Here is a 1971-nt window from a genome sequence, read left to right as displayed (position 1 = left end):
CACCAGCTACATCACCTGCCTGCCCGCCGCGCTGACCACCGCCAAGGCCGGGTCGACCGGGTTCCCGCTGCCCGGCGTGCAGGTCCGGGTGGTCGACCCGGAGAGCGGGCTGCCGGTGCCGCAAGGGGTTCCGGGTGAGGCGCGGGTGCGCGGGCCGATCGTGAGCTCGGGCTACTGGAACAACCCCGAGGCCACCGCCGCCGCGTTCGACGCGGACGGCTGGTACCGCAGCGGCGACCTCGGCGTGCTGGACGAGGAGGGCTGCCTGACCCTGGTCGACCGGCTCAAGCACATGATCATCACCGGGGGCGACAACGTCTACCCCGCCGAGGTCGAGCACGCGCTCGCCGACCTGCCGGGGCTGTCCGACGTGGCGGTGACCGGGCTGCCGCACCCCGAGCGCGGCGAGGTCGTCGCGGCGGCGGTCGTCGGCGCGGGCCTGACCCCGGAGGCCGTCCGGGCGCACGCGCTGGGGAAGCTGGCCGCCTACAAGGCCCCCACCAGGGTGCTCGCCGTGGCCGCGATCCCGCGCAGCAGCACCGGGAAGGTCGACCACACCGCCCTGCGCGCCCTGTTCGCGCCCGCCGACCCGGTCGGCACGGTCGAGTCGGTGATCGCGGCCGTCCTCGGCCACCGGCCGCCGCGCTCGCGCGACCGCACGTTCGCCGACCTCGGCTTCGACTCGTTGGCGGCGCTGGAGTTCCGGGACCGCCTGGTCGAGGCGACCGGCCTCGCGCTGCCCGCCAGCCTGGTGCTCGACCACCCCACCCCCGCCGCCGTGGCCAGGCTGCTCGGCGGCGACGAGCCAGCGCCCGCCACCACCGCGCCGGTCGAAGCGGAACCGATCGCGATCGTGGGCCTGGACGTGCGGCTGCCCGGCGGCGTCACCGGCCCGGAGTCGTTCTGGCGCCTGCTGTCCGAGGGGCGCGACGCGATCACCCCGTTCCCCGCCGACCGGGACTGGGCCCCCGCGCTGCACGACCCGGAACCGGGGGCGCCGGGCCGCACCACCGCCTGGGAGGGCGGGTTCCTGGACGACGCGACCCTGTTCGACGCCGCCTTCTTCGGCATCGCCCCGCGCGAGGCGCTCGCGATGGACCCGCAGCAGCGCCTGCTGCTGGAGACCGCGTGGACGGCGCTGGAGCGCGCCGGGATCGAGCCCACCTCGTTGCGCGGGCGGCAGGTCGTCGTCTACACCGGCCTGTTCGCCAACGACTACGACCAGCGCTTTGAGTCCGGTGTGGACGGTCACCGGCTGACCGGTGGGCTCGCGGCGCTGGCCAGCGGCCGGGTCTCGTACGCGCTCGGCCTCGGCGGTCCGACGCTGACCGTGGACACCGCCTGCTCGTCCGGGCTCGTGGCGCTGCACCTGGCGGCGCGGGCGCTGCGCGACGGCGAGTGCGAGCTGGCGCTGGTCAGCGGCGCGACCGTGATCACCTCGGAGGCCGGGTTCGTGGAGTTCTCCCGGCTCGGCGGCCTCGCGCCGGACGGCCGGTGCCGCTCCTTCGCCGACGGGGCGAGGGGAACGGGCTGGTCCGAGGGCGTCGGCGCGCTGGTGGTGGAGCGGCTGTCCGACGCGCGCCGCAACGGCCACCGGGTGCTGGCGCTGCTGCGCGGTTCCGCCATCAACTCCGACGGCGCGTCCAACGGCGTCACCGCGCCGAGCGGCCCCGCGCAGCAGCGGGTGATCCGGGCGGCCCTGGCCGACGCCGGGCTGTCCCCGCCCGACGTCGACGCGGTGGAGGCGCACGGGACCGGCACCACGCTCGGCGACACCGTGGAGGCGCAGGCGCTGCTGGCCGCGTACGGCGACCGGACCACGCCGCTGCTGTTGGGCTCGGTGAAGTCGAACGTCGGCCACACCCAGGCCGCCGCGGGCGTGGTCGGGGTGGTGAAGGCGGTGCTGGCGATGCGGGAGGGACTGCTGCCCAGGACGCTGCACGTGGACGAGCCGTCGGCGAAGGTCGAGTG

At 76.2% G+C, this 1971-nt stretch carries 1 protein-coding gene; it reads left to right on the top strand.

Annotated features, from left to right (window positions below; all coding sequences use genetic code 11):
* Positions 1-1971, top strand: a 1971-nt coding sequence (locus tag ACTUAL_RS09940) for a beta-ketoacyl synthase N-terminal-like domain-containing protein (RefSeq protein ID WP_440900061.1), incomplete at both ends; no start/stop codon positions are given.

This window comes from Actinosynnema sp. (assembly GCF_052038725.1).
The sequence above is the reverse complement of the archived record's forward strand: the minus strand, read 5'-3'. Positions and strand labels throughout refer to the sequence as shown.